The organism is Burkholderia singularis, from assembly GCF_900176645.1.
GTDB lineage: Bacteria > Pseudomonadota > Gammaproteobacteria > Burkholderiales > Burkholderiaceae > Burkholderia > Burkholderia singularis.
The window spans coordinates 1-14,285 of sequence record NZ_FXAN01000075.1 but is presented as its reverse complement, the minus strand read 5'-3'; the positions used below and the strand labels follow the sequence as shown (position 1 = coordinate 14,285).

At 64.7% G+C, this 14,285-nt stretch carries 13 protein-coding genes; 11 read left to right on the top strand and 2 right to left on the bottom strand.

Going from position 1 to position 14,285, the window contains the following annotated elements; all coding sequences use genetic code 11:
• Positions 1 to 177 precede the first annotated feature (177 nt).
• The 8 genes from osmF to arcC all read left to right on the top strand — a co-directional run bounded on the left by osmF (position 178) and on the right by arcC (position 9,704).
• Positions 178 to 1,110 carry a glycine betaine ABC transporter substrate-binding protein OsmF gene (osmF, locus tag BSIN_RS16885; protein WP_089341360.1) on the top strand — a complete coding sequence of 311 codons (933 nt, stop codon included), beginning with the start codon at positions 178 to 180 and terminating at the stop codon, positions 1,108 to 1,110.
• Positions 1,107 to 2,327: an ABC transporter permease gene (locus BSIN_RS16880; RefSeq protein ID WP_089341359.1), complete on the top strand. Its 1,221-nt coding sequence runs from the start codon at positions 1,107 to 1,109 to the stop codon at positions 2,325 to 2,327. The genes osmF and BSIN_RS16880 overlap by 4 nt, the downstream gene beginning before the upstream one ends.
• A complete protein-coding gene (locus tag BSIN_RS16875) occupies positions 2,324 to 3,283 on the top strand; it encodes an ABC transporter ATP-binding protein (protein WP_089341358.1) in 960 nt (319 codons plus the stop codon). The genes BSIN_RS16880 and BSIN_RS16875 overlap by 4 nt, the downstream gene beginning before the upstream one ends.
• Positions 3,280 to 4,083, top strand: a complete 804-nt coding sequence (locus BSIN_RS16870) for an ABC transporter permease (protein WP_089341357.1) — start codon at positions 3,280 to 3,282, stop codon at positions 4,081 to 4,083. Before BSIN_RS16875 ends, BSIN_RS16870 begins: the two co-directional genes overlap by 4 nt.
• Positions 4,084 to 4,880: 797 nt before the next feature.
• On the top strand, positions 4,881 to 6,350 hold the full coding sequence (arcD, locus tag BSIN_RS16860; RefSeq protein ID WP_089341355.1) for an arginine-ornithine antiporter: 1,470 nt from the start codon (positions 4,881 to 4,883) through the stop codon (positions 6,348 to 6,350).
• Between the two features lie 28 nt (positions 6,351 to 6,378).
• A complete protein-coding gene (gene arcA / locus BSIN_RS16855) occupies positions 6,379 to 7,641 on the top strand; it encodes an arginine deiminase (protein ID WP_089341354.1) in 1,263 nt (420 codons plus the stop codon).
• 57 nt (positions 7,642 to 7,698) lie between these two features.
• Positions 7,699 to 8,709 carry an ornithine carbamoyltransferase gene (locus tag BSIN_RS16850; RefSeq protein WP_089341353.1) on the top strand — a complete coding sequence of 337 codons (1,011 nt, stop codon included), beginning with the start codon at positions 7,699 to 7,701 and terminating at the stop codon, positions 8,707 to 8,709.
• 56 nt (positions 8,710 to 8,765) lie between these two features.
• Complete coding sequence (gene arcC / locus BSIN_RS16845) at positions 8,766 to 9,704, top strand: carbamate kinase (RefSeq protein ID WP_089341352.1); 939 nt, start codon at positions 8,766 to 8,768, stop codon at positions 9,702 to 9,704.
• A gap of 158 nt (positions 9,705 to 9,862) precedes the next feature.
• On the opposite strand, the gene BSIN_RS16840 is transcribed toward arcC, so the two are convergent.
• Both BSIN_RS16840 and BSIN_RS16835 read right to left on the bottom strand, forming a co-directional pair.
• On the bottom strand, positions 9,863 to 10,651 hold the full coding sequence (locus BSIN_RS16840) for an SDR family oxidoreductase (protein ID WP_089341351.1): 789 nt from the start codon (positions 10,649 to 10,651) through the stop codon (positions 9,863 to 9,865).
• Positions 10,652 to 10,662: 11 nt separating this feature from the next.
• Positions 10,663 to 11,103, bottom strand: a complete 441-nt coding sequence (locus BSIN_RS16835) for a GlcG/HbpS family heme-binding protein (RefSeq protein WP_089341350.1) — start codon at positions 11,101 to 11,103, stop codon at positions 10,663 to 10,665.
• Positions 11,104 to 11,198: 95 nt separating this feature from the next.
• Between BSIN_RS16835 and BSIN_RS16830 the strand changes: the two genes are divergently transcribed.
• From BSIN_RS16830 to BSIN_RS16820, 3 genes are all read left to right on the top strand, one after another.
• Positions 11,199 to 12,119 (top strand): LysR family transcriptional regulator, encoded by a 921-nt coding sequence (locus BSIN_RS16830; protein ID WP_069234487.1) that lies wholly within the window; start codon positions 11,199 to 11,201, stop codon positions 12,117 to 12,119.
• 446 nt (positions 12,120 to 12,565) lie between these two features.
• Entirely contained in the window at positions 12,566 to 13,270 is a 705-nt protein-coding gene (locus BSIN_RS16825) for a glutathione S-transferase N-terminal domain-containing protein (protein WP_089341349.1), read from the top strand.
• Positions 13,271 to 13,939: 669 nt separating this feature from the next.
• Positions 13,940 to 14,197, top strand: coding sequence for a hypothetical protein (locus tag BSIN_RS16820; protein WP_089341348.1), 258 nt, complete (start codon positions 13,940 to 13,942; stop codon positions 14,195 to 14,197).
• Positions 14,198 to 14,285: the final 88 nt, after the last annotated feature.

Here is a 14,285-nt window from a genome sequence, read left to right as displayed (position 1 = left end):
CGGCAAACCGCATTTGGCATGCATGGTCAAGCGCGCCGGTTTGCCAAAGCGCGCGCGCTCAAGTAACTTGCACCCTTGCCGCTTGCGATCAGCCATTTTGCCCTGCTTTGCCGCGGCGGGGCGATGCCGTCGCATCCTTTCATCTGCCTTGACAGAATAAACCGGAGTTTCAGTCTGATGAAGATGTCCCGCTTCACCCAATGCCTGCGCGCCGCTGCGGCAGCCGCCGCGCTCGTCTTCGCCGCGAGCGGCGCGCACGCCGCCGACACGGTGACCGTCTCGTCGAAAATCGACACCGAAGGCAGTCTGCTCGGCAATCTGATCGCGCAGGTGCTGAAGGCGCACGGCATCGCCGTCGTCGACAAGATCGGCCTGGGCGCGACGCCGATCGTGCGCAAGGCGCTCACCACCGGCGAAATCGATCTGTATCCCGAATACACCGGCAACGCCGCGTTCTTCTTCAACAAGGCGGACGATCCCGCGTGGAAAAACGCGGCGCAGGGTTATGCGCTCGCCAAACAGCTCGACTACGCGGCGAACCGGATCGTCTGGCTCGCGCCCGCGCCCGCGAACAACACCTGGGGCATCGCGCTGCTGGGCACCGTCGCGCGCGCGCAGCATGTGAGCACGCTCAGCGATTTCGGCAAATGGGTAGGCGCGGGCGGCAAGGTGAAACTCGCGGCATCGTCCGAGTTCGTCAACAGCGCCTCCGCGCTGCCGTCGTTCGAAAAAACCTACGGCTTCAAGCTCAAGCCCGAGCAGTTGCTCGTGCTGTCGGGCGGCGACACCGCCGCGACGATCAAGGCGGCCGCGCAGCAGACGGACGGCGTGAACGCGGCGATGGTCTACGGCACCGACGGCGGCATCACGGCAACCGGCCTGAGCGTGCTCGACGACGACAAGCACGTGCAGCCCGTCTACGCGCCCGCGCCGATCATCCGCGAGGCCGTGCTCAAAGCGCATCCGCAGATCGCCGACTATCTGCGACCCGTATTCGCGAGCCTCGATCTGAAGACGCTGCAAACGCTCAATGCACGGATCCAGATCAACGGCGAGCCGGCCGCGGGCGTTGCCGCGAGCTATCTGAAAACGAAAGGCTTCGTCAAATGACGAACCGCACGGCGGGCGCGGGCGGCCTGCCGGCTCCCGCGCCCGCACCGGACGGCGCCCGCGCGCCGCGTATCAGGATCGACAAAGTTGGCGTGCTGATCGCCGCGCTCGTTGCGATAGCCGCATTCGCCGAACCGTTCGTCACCTGGCGTGCGAACCGGATCGTCGCGGGCAAGGCGCTCGCGCTCGGCGCGGTGTTCCCCGCGCCCGCCGGGTACGCGCTCGCCGCGCTGTGGGCCGCGGGCGCGGCATTCGCGCTCGTGCGCAGCCCACCCGCATGGCGCGCGGCCGCCGGCGGCGCGCTCATCGTCGCGTTATGCATCGCGCTCGGCGCCGCGCCCGCTTATCTCGTCACGCCCGATACGCCGCTTGCGCGCGTGTCGCCCGCGGCGGGCGCATGGCTGTTGCTGTTCGCATTCGCGGTGCTGATCGCCGATGCGCTCGCGCGCGTCGCGCTGCCGCCGGGCAAACGGCTCGCCGCGCTCGGCGCCGCCGTCGCGGCGAGCGCCGCGTTCGTGTTGAGCGGCGCGTGGGACGGGCTGTCCGTGATGCAGGAATATGCCGTGCGCGCCGACACTTTTCGCAACGAAGCCATCAGGCACCTGGAACTCGTCGCCGGCTCGGTCGCCGCGGCGATCGCGTTCGGCGTGCCGCTCGGCATCGGCTGCGTGCGCTCGGCCACGCTGCAGCGCGCGCTGCTGCCGCTGCTGAACGTCGTGCAGACGATCCCGAGCATTGCGTTGTACGGACTCCTGATGGCACCGCTCGCGCTCGTTGCCGCGCACGTGCCGCTTGCGGCCAGGCTAGGCATCTCCGGCATCGGCGTGACGCCCGCGCTGATCGCGCTGTTCCTGTATGCGCTGCTGCCGATCGTATCGAGCGTCGTCGTCGGCATCGCGCAAGTGCCGCCGGCAGTCGTCGAGGCCGCGCGCGCGATGGGAATGACGGACCGCGAGCGGCTCGTCTCGATCGAGTTGCCGCTTGCGCTGCCAGTGATGCTGTCCGGCGTGCGGATCGTGCTGGTGCAAAACATCGGGCTTGCTGCGGTGGCCGCGCTGATCGGCGGCGGCGGCTTCGGCACCTTCATTTTTCAAGGAATCGGCCAGTCGGCCACTGATCTCGTCTTGCTCGGCGCATTGCCGACGATCGCGCTCGCGCTCGTCTCGGCCGTGTTGTTCGAAGCGATGACCGAACTCGCGAAAGGAGCGCGCCGATGATCGAAATCGAACGCGTGAGCCGGTATTTCGACGAACCCGGCGGCGGGCACCGCCCTGTCGTCGCGCTCGATGACGTGTCGCTGAGCGTCGCGCGCGGCACCGTAACCGCGCTCGTCGGCGCGTCCGGCAGCGGCAAATCGACGCTTTTGCGCACCATCAACCGCCTGATCGTGCCGACGAGCGGCACGATTCGCGTCGACGGCGTCGACACCGCGAGCGTGCCGGCCGAAACGCTGCGGCGCGGCATCGGCTACGCGATCCAGGGCCACGGGCTGTTTCCGCACTGGACCGTCGAGCGCAACATCGCGACGGTGCCGCGTCTGCTCGGCTGGCATGCGCCGCGTATCGACGCGCGGGTGCGCGAATTGCTCGAACTGTTCGAGCTCGACTACGCGACCTACGCGAAAAAGCTTCCCCATCAGCTCTCGGGCGGCCAGCAGCAGCGCGTCGGCGTCGCGCGCGCGCTTGCCGCCGAGCCGGCGATCCTGCTGATGGACGAACCGTTCGGCGCGCTCGATCCGATCATCCGCAACAAGGCGCAGGACGATCTGATTGCACTGCAACGGCGGCTCGGGATTACGATCGTCATCGTCACGCACGACATCGACGAAGCGCTGCGCCTCGGCGATCAAATCGCCGTGATGGATGCCGGGCGTCTCCTGCAAGCCGGCTCGCCCGCCGAGATTCTCGGGCGGCCGCGGCCGGGCGTCGTCGAACGGCTGGTTGCCGGAGTCGACCGGCCGCTGCGGCTGCTGTCGCTCGTCCGCGTGGACGAGCTTGCCGAGCCGGGCGACGCGCCCGGGGAGCCGATCGCGCCCACGCTCAGCTTGCGCGATGCGATTTCCGAGCTGCTGTGGCGCGGCGCGAGCGCGCTGCCGGTGCGCAGCGCCCACGGCGCACCCGCCACGCGGATCACGCTCGCCGCGATCGCGGCCCAAGCGAAGCGGCCGGAATGATGCGCTCGCCTCCCACCGTTGCCGCGCGACGCCGGATCGGCGCGGCTGCGTTTCATATCGCCGTGCGCATCGCCGCGCTCGCGCTGCTCGCCGTGCTGCTCCTGCGGCCGGACTGGCTCGAGCCGCTGTTCGCACCGTTCGCCGACAACGGCGCGCCCGTGATCTACCGGCGCGCGAGCCTGCTCGATCTGACGCTTGCGCATCTGGCGACCGTCGCGGCGGCGAGTGCCGCAGGCGCGGCGCTCGCGCTCGCGGCGGGGATCTTCGTCACGCGGCGCGCCGGCGCGGAATTTCTGCCGGTCGCGCGCAGCGTCGTGCATATCGGCCAGACGTTTCCCCCGGTGGCCGTGCTCGCGCTCGCGGTACCCGCCGTCGGCTTCGGCATGACGCCGGTGCTGATCGCGCTGGTGCTATACGGTTTGTTGCCGGTTTTCGAAAGCACGATCGCAGGCTTGTCGGAAGTGCCCGCGGACGCGATCGACGCCGCGCGCGGCATGGGCATGAACGCGCTGCAGCGGCTCATGTGGATCGAGCTGCCGCTTGCATTTCCTGTGATCCTGAACGGCATCCGGCTTGCGATCGTGATCAATCTGGGTACCGCGACGATCGGTTCGAGCGTCGCGGCCAAGGGGCTCGGCGACGTGATCATCGCCGGGCTGCAAACGTCGAATACCGCGTTTGTCTTGCAAGGCGGCCTGGTCGTCGCGCTGCTCGCGGTGCTGATTTACGACGCGCTCGGCACGGCAGGCCGCCGGATCGCGCCCGCCGCCATGGGGCAGCGCAACGGCGGCGGCAACTAGCGTCGACACGACCGCTGCCGTGGCCGCCGATATCCCCGCCCACGCGCCCACACCGGCAATCGCCATCACGGCACTCGTCAGACATCGGCATCGCGGCGGTGCAAGCCGAACGGCCGGCGCGCCGGTTCCGCGACGGTCACCGAAACCCGCCCCGCGATTTTTCCGTCATAGCACGAATCCCGCCTCCCGCATCGACCTTTATCGATTTCTTGATCGATAACATAGATCCCCGCTCGACTCGTTTCCCGCCGGCCCGGAATCGGGAAAAATCAAAACAATGAAAGCGAGGTTGAAGAGCAATCGATGCGGCTTTACATCGAAAACATCCTGCCGACGCTCACGCGCGATGCATTGCGGGATTTCATTTTCAAATATACGAAAAAGCACAGCGGCGGCATTCGGTTTGTCGCTCCGTCGGCGTCGTCATCCAATGCGTTAACCGAGATCGACGGCGTCGGCAGTTTCGAACTTGCGCAAATGCGCGGCCGTTGGCACGACATGTATTGGACAGGATGCCGAATCACCCGCTGCACTTTCGCGTTCTGGGATTTCAGCTACGCCGCCGATTTACGGCATCGAAGCGACAGGCCGTCGCCAGGAGCACACCGATGACGACATTGCGCTGACAACGCCCGAATGCGCCCGGGCATGCCCGGCACGGCACGCTCTTCACCGCAGCGCGCTCCGCCCGATCAACGCCGCAAACCGCCGATTACGCGCTTCGCGCCACATGCGAAGCCGCGGGGGCCGCGTGCGCGCCGCGACCGGCTGCGAGCGCCGATCCTCGAGGAAAAATCATGACCGAAACAACCCATACCGAAGCGGTACCCCACATCGTCGAGCAACCCGCCGCGCGCAAGTTGCGGCTCGGCGCGCTGACCGCGCTCGTCGTCGGCTCGATGATCGGCGGCGGCATCTTCTCGTTGCCGCAAAACATGGCCGCCGCGGCCGGCGCGGGCGCGGTGCTGATCGGCTGGGCGATTACCGCCGCCGGCATGCTCGCGCTCGCGTTCGTGTTCCAGACGCTCGCGAACCGCAAGCCGCAGCTCGACGGCGGCGTTTATGCGTATGCGAAAGCGGGTTTCGGCGACTACATGGGCTTCTCGTCCGCCTGGGGTTACTGGATCAGCGCGTGGCTCGGCAACGTCGGCTACTTTGTGCTGCTGTTCTCGACGCTCGGCTATTTCTTCCCGGTCTTCGGTCAAGGCAATACGCCGGTGGCGATCGCGTGCGCATCCGTGCTGCTGTGGGCCGTGCATGCGCTCGTGCTGCGCGGGATCAAGGAAGCGGCGTTCGTCAATCTCGTGACGACCATCGCGAAAGTCGTGCCGCTCGCGGTGTTCGTGCTGATCTGCTTGTTCGCGTTCAAGCTCGATGTGTTCAGCGCCGATCTCTGGGGCCACGCCAATGCGTCGCTCGGCTCGGTGACCAACCAGGTGCGCGGCACGATGCTCGTGACGGTTTGGGTATTCATCGGCATCGAAGGCGCGAGCATCTTCTCGGCGCGCGCGCAACGGCGGGGCGACGTCGGCCGCGCGACCGTGATCGGCTTCGTCGGCGTGCTGCTCGTGCTGGTGCTCGTCAACGTGCTGTCGCTCGGCATCATGACCCAGCCCGAGCTGGCCAAGCTGCAGAACCCGTCGATGGCCGCCGTGCTCGAGCACGTGGTGGGCCACTGGGGAGCGGTTCTGATCAGCATCGGCTTGGTGATTTCGCTGGCGGGCGCGCTGCTGTCATGGGTGCTGCTGTGCGCGGAGATCCTGTTCTCGGCCGCGCAGGATCATACGATGCCCGCGTTTTTGCGCCGCGAGAACGCGAACCACGTGCCGGCGAACGCGCTCTGGATCACCAACGGCATGGTGCAGGTGTTCCTGTTCATCACGCTCTTTTCCCAGAGCACCTATTTGTCGCTGATCTATCTGTCGACGTCGATGATTCTCGTCCCGTATTTCTGGTCGGCCGCCTATGCGCTGCTTCTGACCGTTCGCGGCGAAACCTATGCGCAACGCACGCGCGAGCGGCGCAAGGACGCGTTCGTCGCCGCGCTCGCCGTGGTGTACGCGGCGTGGTTGTTGTATGCGGGCGGCATCAAATATCTGCTGCTGTCGGCGCTTTTGTATGCGCCGGGTGCGTTCTTCTTCGCGAAAGCCAAGCGCGAGGTCGGCCAGCCGGTCTTCACGCCGCTCGAGAAGCTCATTTTCGCCGCGGTCGTTGCCGCCGCCGTGCTGGCGGCCTACGCGCTCGAACGCGGTCTGCTCACCCTTTGAGTCACCTTTGAACCAGGAGGTATCCGATATGACCCAAGCCACTCATGCCCCTGAAGTCGGCGTCCATTCCGAGGTCGGCAAACTGCGCACGGTGCTCGTCAGCTCGCCCGGTCTCGCGCATCAGCGCCTGACGCCGAGCAATTGCGACGAACTGCTGTTCGACGACGTGATGTGGGTCAATCAGGCAAAGCGCGACCATTTCGATTTCGTGTCGAAGATGCGCGAGCGCGGCGTCGAAGTGCTCGAAATGCACAATCTGCTGACCGAGACGGTTTCCAATCCCGTCGCGCTCAAGTGGATTCTCGATCGCAAGATCACCGCCGACAGCGTCGGCATCGGTCTCGTCGACGACGTGCGCGCGTGGCTGGAAAGCCTCGAGCCGCGTGCGCTGGCCGAATTCCTGATCGGCGGCGTCGCCGCGAGCGACATCACCGGCCGCGACGATTCGAAGGCACTGGCGCTGTTTCGCGGCTATCTCGGCCGGGCGTCGTTCGTGTTGCCGCCGCTACCGAACATGATGTTTACGCGCGACACGTCGTGCTGGATCTATCGCGGCGTCACGCTCAATCCGATGCACTGGCCCGCACGCCGCCAGGAAACGCTGCTCGTCGCGGCGGTCTACAAGTTCCACCCGCACTTCGCCGATTCACAGTTCGACATCTGGTATGGCGATCCCGACCGCGATCACGGAATGGCAACGCTCGAAGGGGGCGACGTGATGCCGCTTGGCCGCGGCATCGTGCTCGTCGGCATGGGCGAGCGCACGTCGCAGCAGGCGATCGGACAGCTCGCCCGAGCGCTGTTCGACAAGGGCGCGGCCGAGCGCGTGATCGTCGCCGGGCTGCCCAGCTCGCGCGCGTCGATGCATCTCGACACGGTATTCAGCTTCTGCGACCGCGATCTCGTCACGGTGTTTCCCGACGTCGTCGAACGTATCGTGCCGTTCACGCTGCGCCCGGACGATCGCGCATGCGGCGGCATCGACATCGTGCGCGAGGAGCGGCCGTTCGTCGAGGTCGTCGCGCAAGCGCTCGGCCTGAAGGCGCTGCGCACCGTCGAGACGGGCGGCAACGAGTTCGCCGCCGAGCGCGAACAATGGGACGACGGCAACAACATGGTCTGCATCGAGCCCGGCGTCGTGGTCGGGTACGACCGCAACACCTACACGAACACGCTGCTGCGCAAGGCGGGCGTCGAGGTGATCACGATCGGCTCGAGCGAACTCGGCCGCGGACGCGGCGGCGGCCATTGCATGACCTGCCCTGTCCTGCGCGATGCGGTCGACTACTGAGCGCCTGATGCGTGCGGTTTCGCCGCACGCATTTCCAATCATTCACGGAGAAATTCGATGGGCTTCAACCTGCACAACCGCCATCTGCTGAGTCTGGTTCATCACAGCCCGCGCGAGCTGCGCTATCTGCTGGATCTCGCCCGCGACTTGAAGCGCGCGAAATATAGCGGCACCGAACAGCCGCATCTTGCCCGCAAGAACATCGCGCTGATTTTCGAAAAAACCTCAACCCGCACGCGCTGCGCATTCGAGGTGGCCGCGCACGATCAAGGCGCGAACGTCACCTACATCGATCCGGTGTCGTCGCAGATCGGCCACAAGGAAAGCATGAAGGACACCGCGCGCGTGCTCGGCCGGATGTACGACGCGATCGAGTATCGCGGCTTCGCGCAAGAGACGGTCGAGGAACTGGCGAAATACGCGGGCGTGCCGGTCTTCAACGGGCTGACCGACGAATATCACCCGACGCAAATGCTCGCGGACGTGCTGACAATGCGCGAGCACAGCGACAAGCCGCTGCACGATATCCGCTACGCGTATCTCGGCGACGCGCGCAACAACATGGGCAACTCGCTGTTGCTGATCGGCGCGAAGCTCGGGATGGACGTGCGCATCGGCGCGCCGAAATCGCTGTGGCCGGCCGCCGAATTCGTCGAGCAATGCAACGCGTTCGCCGCCGAGAGCGGCGCGCGGATCACGCTGACCGACAACCCTTACGACGCGGTCAAGGGCGTCGACTTCATTCATACCGACGTGTGGGTATCGATGGGCGAACCGGTCGACGCGTGGGACGAGCGGATCGCCGCGCTGCTGCCCTATCAGGTGAATCGTCAGTTGATCGAATCGACCGGCAATCCGCGCACGTGCTTCATGCATTGCCTGCCCGCGTTTCACAACTGTGACACGAAGGTCGGCAAGCAGATCGTCGAGCGTTATGCGCAACTGAAAAACGGCATCGAGGTGACGGACGACGTATTCGAATCGCCCCGTTGCATCGCATTCGAACAGGCTGAAAACCGGATGCACACGATCAAGGCGGTACTCGTCGCGACGCTCGGGGACATTTGAGCCGGTCACGCGGCGGCGCTTTGCCGTTGGTCTTTTAAGAATCGAGGAGAAACACGATGCGTATCGTCATCGCACTGGGCGGCAATGCGCTATTGCAGCGCAATCAGCCGATGACCGAAGCCCACCAGCGGCAAAACGTGAGGACGGCGGCCGAACAGATCGCACAAATCGCCCCCGGCAACGAACTGGTGATCGCGCACGGCAATGGGCCGCAGGTGGGGCTGCTTGCGCTGCAAAGCGCCGCGTATGCGGACGTCGAGCCATATTCGCTCGACGTGCTCGGCGCGCAGACGGAAGGCATGATCGGCTATCTGATCGAGCAGGAAATGGGCAATCTGCTGCCGCCCGATGTGCCGTTCGCGACGCTTCTCACGCAGGTCGAGGTCGATCCGGACGATCCGGCGTTCGCGCATCCGACCAAGCCGATCGGCCCCGTTTATTCGCGCGACGAGGCCGAGCGCCTCGCACGCGAGCACGGCTGGCAGATCGCGCCCGACGGCGGCCAGTTCCGCCGCGTCGTGCCGAGCCCGAAGCCGCGGCGCATCTTCGAGATCCGCCCGATCAAGTGGCTGCTTGAGCACGGCGCGATCGTGATCTGCGCGGGCGGCGGCGGCATTCCGACGCGCTACGACGCAAACCGCAAGCTCTGCGGCGTCGAGGCCGTGATCGACAAGGATCTGTGCGCGTCGCTGCTCGCGCGTGAACTGCAAGCGGATCTGCTCGTGATCGCAACGGACGTCGACGGCGCCTATGTCGACTGGGGCAAACCGACGCAAGCGCGCATCGAAGCCGCGCACCCGGATGTGCTCGAGACGCTCGGCTTCGCCGCCGGCTCGATGGGGCCCAAGGTTGAGGCAGCCATCGAGTTTGCGGCACAGACTGGCCGTGACGCGGTAATCGGCGCATTGCCGGATATCGTCGCGATTGTGGACGGCCGCGCAGGCACCCGTGTCAGCAGCCGTGTGCACGGGATGCGTTGCCGTGCGCCGCGATAGCGCGCGCGGCGCCCATTGCCGCGCGCGCTATCGCGATCAGCCGTACCGTTGGCGCGGCCCGTTTGGTCGGAATCCGTTTGATCGGATAAACGATAACCACGCACGGCAGCGGGCGCCCGCCTCTGCCCGTTGCCGTTGCTGACGGGGCTCGTGCTCCTTCATGCCTCGCCGTTCTGGCGACGCGTCCAAGCATGCGCCTGCTCGTCGCGCACGAACTGTTCGATCGCGGCGGGCAGCAGATTGCGCAACAGCCCGCCGTCGCTTTCCGTCACCTCGACGATCTTCTCGATCATCTCTTCCGGATCGAACTGATCGAGCGGAAACTTCAATTGGGCAGGCGTTGCCACATCGCGCGCCGGATCGAGCCAGCGGCTCGGCGTCTCGACCATCCGATCGTTGAAGCCGGTGTTGTACGGCCCGGGATTGACGATTGCGATCTGGATTCCATGTGATGCAAGCTCCTGGTGCATCGCCTCGGCCACCGATTCGAGCGCATGCTTCGATGCGCAATACGCCCCCGTGTACGCGCCGGTAATCAAGCCCGCGATCGACGAGACGAACACGATCTTGCCGCGCTGCCGGGCGATCATTGCGCGCGCGATTTGCTGGGTCAATTCGAGCGGGCCGAATACGTTGGTTTCGAACAATTCGCGCACGATGTCGACAGGCAAATCGACGAGCGCGCCCGCCTCGCCTGCGCCGGCATTGTTCAGCAGCACGTCGATGTCCCAATGGGCGGCCTGCGCGCGGTCGCGCGCGGACGTGACGTCGAGCTTCACGACATCGAGCGTCACGCCGCGCCGCGCGGCTTCGGCACGCAGCGCGGTGATCTGCGGCACGATCTGCACGCTGGCTATCACCTGATGGCCTTTCGCGGCGAGCCGCAGCGCGGCTTCACGCCCGAAACCGGAGCCCGCGCCCGTGATCAGAATGCGTTTCTGAGCCATGTCATTACTCCCTATTCCGAATGATGTGACGTATTGATTAGGATCGCGAACGCCTCGGCGCAGGTCAGCGCGATCGCTTCGTCGTCGTCGACCGAGCCGCCCGATATGCCGACGGCGCCGGCGCAGCGCCCGCGCGTGTCGAACAGCGGCAGGCCGCCGCCGAACAGCGCGAGTCCGCCATTGCTGAGTTCGATCGTGCGAATCGGCCCATCGGCCGCCGACAGCGGGCCAAGCGCCGCGCTCGACGTGCGAAACCGCACGGCCGTGCCGGCCTTGCGCATCGCTAAATCGATCGCGCCGAGAAACGCGCCGTCCATCCTCGCGAACGCAACCAGATGCGCGCCGGCGTCGACCACGGCGATCGCGACGCCGGGCACGTTCAGCCGTGCCGCATGGCTGATGCCGATGTCGACGACGCGCAACGCGCGCTCCAGGGTAAGTTCAGTGGACACCGGCAGCTCCTTGCGATTCGACTGGTGCCCAGTGTAGGAAACGCCGGTATCTGAGAGAATCGGTATTGTGCTCACAACAGTATCAAGTTTTTCTAATGACTCTACGACGCGATCCACTTGGTGGCCTGCACGTTTTCATGAGCGTCGTCACGTTCGGTAATTTCACGCGTGCGGCAGCAGCGCTCGGCTTGACGCCGGCCGCCGTCAGCCTGGCGATCGGACTGCTCGAGGACGAATTGAAGGTCAAGCTGTTTAGCCGCAGCACGCGCGGCGTGAGCCTGACCGAAGCCGGCCAGCGCTACCGCGACGCGGTCGCGCAGCCTTACCAGCAGGTCGTCGACGCGCGCAACGCGCTGAACGATGCACGTGACGATCCCGAGGGCCATTTGCGCATCAGCGCGCTGCATCTGGCGAAATGGGTCGTCACGGCCGAGGTGCTTGCCGATTTCTTCGAGCGCTACCCGAAAGTGAGCATCGAGATCCGCTACGAGGATCATCTGGTCGATATCGTCAAGGAGCGGCTCGATGCGGGCATCCGCCTGGCGGACCGGTTGCAACCGGGGATGGTCGGCGTGAAGATCGCGCCCGCGCTGACATGCGCGCTCGTCGCGTCGCCCGACTATCTCGCGCGGCACGGCATGCCGACGAAGGTCGGCGATCTCGCACGGCACATGTGCGTGGTCTTTCGTTTTCCCAAGAGCGGCCGGTTGCACAAATGGCCGTTGCGCGACGGGCGCCGCGACGTGGAGATCGATATCGCGGGACGTTTCGTCAGCACCGATACCGACGCGGTGATCGAGGCCGCGCGCGCGGGCGCGGGCATCGCGCTTGTGTTCATGCGCGAGCGCATCGAGGATGACCTGCGCCGCGGCACGCTGCGCGAAGTGCTGCCCGGTGCGTGCCGCACGCTGCCGCCGATGTGGCTTTACTACGCGAACCGCAAGCATGTTCCGCCGAAGCTGCGCGCGTTCATCACGGTGCTGCGCGAGCATGCGGCCGCACCCCAACCGCGTTGACAGCGGCGTAACGCATCCGTGCCAGACAGGTTGCCGTGAGAGACCGGCTGTCTGCGAACGGCCGCGGCATGCATGCCGCGAAGGCGCTGAAGCGGGTTGTCGCAACGGTGCGATCGCTGCGGTCTGCCGCTCGAATCCGACCGGCCATTCGACTGGCCTTCCGCGCGCCCGCGCACCGTCGCCTTCGCGCCGCCCGCATGGGCTAGGCGACGCTCGCCGCACACGCCCGCAGCACGACAAAACGCCGTGCGATTCGTTGGAACGGCAACGGCACGCGCGGCCCCGCTCCGCCATCGGGCGGCTTCAACCAAGCCTCGAGCGCCCCGACTCTTGAAGACCGAGCAACAATGCGCCGGATCAGCTACATTGACGGACGCGCATCGGCCTGTTTTTCCGGCAGGCCGGCGGCGCCCCATCTGGTTTCTTCGAACGAGTGAAATCCACCCATGTCCGATCTTTCCGCATTCCCGATTACACAGAAATGGCCCGCCCAACACCCGGATCGCATTCAGCTCTACTCGCTGCCGACGCCGAACGGTGTCAAGGTATCGATCTTGCTAGAAGAGACCGGCCTGCCTTACGAGCCTCATCTGGTGCGCTTCGATACGAACGACCAGATGTCCCCCGCCTTTCTGTCGCTGAACCCGAACAATAAGATTCCGGCGATCATCGATCCCCACGGCCCGGGCGGCAAACCGCTTGCATTGTTCGAATCGGGCGCGATCCTGCTCTATCTCGCCGACAAGACGGGGCAATTCATTCCGGCCGATCCGGCGCGCCGCTACGAGACGATCCAGTGGCTGATGTTCCAGATGGCGGGCATTGGTCCAATGTTCGGACAGATCGGGTTCTTTCACAAATTCGCCGGCCGCGAATACGAGGACAAGCGCCCGCTCAATCGCTATGTCGACGAGGCGAAGCGTTTGCTGCACGTGCTCGACGGCCGCCTCGCGGAGCGCGCGTGGATCATGGGCGATGCCTACACGATCGCCGATATCGCGACGTTCCCGTGGGTGCGCAATCTGATTGGCTTTTATGAAGCGCGCGAGTTGGTCGAGTTCGATCGCTATGCACATGTCGCACGCGCGCTCGATGCGTTTGTTGCACGCCCCGCCGTCGCACGCGGACTGAATATCCCCGCGCGTGCGTAAAGCCGCATTGCGCGAACGGCGCGCATGCCCGTTCGCGCATCCGGGTCATTTTCTGGTACTCCCGCCGCCTTCCATTCGATGACGGTTCCCGTATCAATAGGCACCGCATAGGATTGATCCGAATATGCGGCCGGATAAACCAATTTACGCAACCCCAATCACTCAATCGACCGAGTTTCGGATCAAGTATTAATCTATATTGCACAATTGAAAATCCGAATGGCATGGCTGATATATCGCGCCGGTATCGCAACTCAGTCAAATAGCCGGGATATATAGTGCATTCCAAACGCAACATCGCTGGAATAAATGAGATTCCCCTCTCTATTCGGCGAATGCGCGCTACTTTTCGATAAAAATTAAAGTGTCCGCTCCATCGCTTTTCTGATGCCGAGCATCGCTCCCGCGATCCTTTCGGTTTGTGCGTCAACGAACTTTCATGCGCAAAATTTTTTGTTATTTTTCGTAATCGAGTTCAAACCGGCTCGACACGGAAATTCGACGCGTGCCACGCTTTATTTCTGTCATTTACACACCACCGTCATCAAAACGCGGTGCATATGCCGCGATACCCGCGGCATATGCATACAAAAATGATTCGAACTGCAAATTGGTTGCAGATCGACAACCCTGCCAGATGGGATATCTGGTATTTTTTGGAGATGAGTAATGCAAGAGCTCAACCAGCAAGAAATCGCATACGTTTCCGGCGGCTATTACAACGGCAACAGCATTTTCGACGCGATTGGCAATTTGAGCGCGACCGTTGGTCAAGTCGGCGAAACCCTCGGTAACGTCCTGACGCTCGGTCTGGGCGCACCGATCGGCAAGCTCGCATACAGCATCGGCGAAGTGGTGACCACGTCGTTCGTGAATCTGGGCAACGGTCTGCTGAACGTGCTTGGCATTCCTGCCAATCACTATTAATCCGTCTCATCGACGAGATGCGGTGGTTTCGTGATGGCCTGGCGTTGATGTTTTGATTGCGAATCCACCGTTGCGGCTCGTGCGAACG

Excerpts from the sequence above, each read along its gene's own strand:
- BSIN_RS16875 (WP_089341358.1), top strand. The coding sequence starts at position 2,324 with ATGATCGAAATCGAACGCGTGAGCCGGTATTTCGACGAACCCGGCGGC.
- BSIN_RS16830 (WP_069234487.1), top strand. The coding sequence starts at position 11,199 with ATGACTCTACGACGCGATCCACTTGGTGGCCTGCACGTTTTCATGAGC.
- BSIN_RS16820 (WP_089341348.1), top strand. The coding sequence starts at position 13,940 with ATGCAAGAGCTCAACCAGCAAGAAATCGCATACGTTTCCGGCGGCTAT.
- BSIN_RS16825 (WP_089341349.1), top strand. The coding sequence starts at position 12,566 with ATGTCCGATCTTTCCGCATTCCCGATTACACAGAAATGGCCCGCCCAA.
- BSIN_RS16880 (WP_089341359.1), top strand. The coding sequence starts at position 1,107 with ATGACGAACCGCACGGCGGGCGCGGGCGGCCTGCCGGCTCCCGCGCCC.
- BSIN_RS16850 (WP_089341353.1), top strand. The coding sequence starts at position 7,699 with ATGGGCTTCAACCTGCACAACCGCCATCTGCTGAGTCTGGTTCATCAC.
- BSIN_RS16840 (WP_089341351.1), bottom strand. The coding sequence starts at position 10,651 with ATGGCTCAGAAACGCATTCTGATCACGGGCGCGGGCTCCGGTTTCGGG.
- arcA (WP_089341354.1), top strand. The coding sequence starts at position 6,379 with ATGACCCAAGCCACTCATGCCCCTGAAGTCGGCGTCCATTCCGAGGTC.
- osmF (WP_089341360.1), top strand. The coding sequence starts at position 178 with ATGAAGATGTCCCGCTTCACCCAATGCCTGCGCGCCGCTGCGGCAGCC.
- arcC (WP_089341352.1), top strand. The coding sequence starts at position 8,766 with ATGCGTATCGTCATCGCACTGGGCGGCAATGCGCTATTGCAGCGCAAT.
- arcD (WP_089341355.1), top strand. The coding sequence starts at position 4,881 with ATGACCGAAACAACCCATACCGAAGCGGTACCCCACATCGTCGAGCAA.
- BSIN_RS16870 (WP_089341357.1), top strand. The coding sequence starts at position 3,280 with ATGATGCGCTCGCCTCCCACCGTTGCCGCGCGACGCCGGATCGGCGCG.